Genomic DNA, 296 nt, shown 5'->3' with positions numbered 1-296 from the left:
GTAGTCCCAGGCAGAGTTGAACTGCCGACCTCTACATTATCAGTGTAGCGCTCTAACCAACTGAGCTATAGGACTGTCAACCTTGCCAAGACTTACGTCCCAGCGTCATTTTTCTCTCTTTAGACCGGCCTCCCGGTCTGCAAGATCTATATATAAACATAATCTCAACAGCAGCACAAGGCGATCGATACCTCGTATGACCTCGGTACGGAATCCTTCGCTCCAGAAAGGAGGTGTTCCAGCCGCACCTTCCGGTACGGCTACCTTGTTACGACTTAGCCCCAGTCACCAGTTTT

Annotated in this window: 1 tRNA gene and 1 rRNA gene; both read right to left on the bottom strand. The window is 50.3% G+C overall.

Features of this window, described 5'->3' with window-relative positions:
• Position 1: 1 nt before the first annotated feature.
• Positions 2–75, bottom strand: a tRNA-Ile gene (locus WS42_RS15100).
• A gap of 151 nt (positions 76–226) precedes the next feature.
• Positions 227–296, bottom strand: a 16S ribosomal RNA gene (locus WS42_RS15095); the annotation flags it as partial.

The organism is Odoribacter sp. N54.MGS-14, from assembly GCF_000980295.1.
GTDB lineage: Bacteria > Bacteroidota > Bacteroidia > Bacteroidales > Marinifilaceae > Odoribacter > Odoribacter splanchnicus.
The sequence above is the reverse complement of the archived record's forward strand: the minus strand, read 5'-3'. Positions and strand labels throughout refer to the sequence as shown.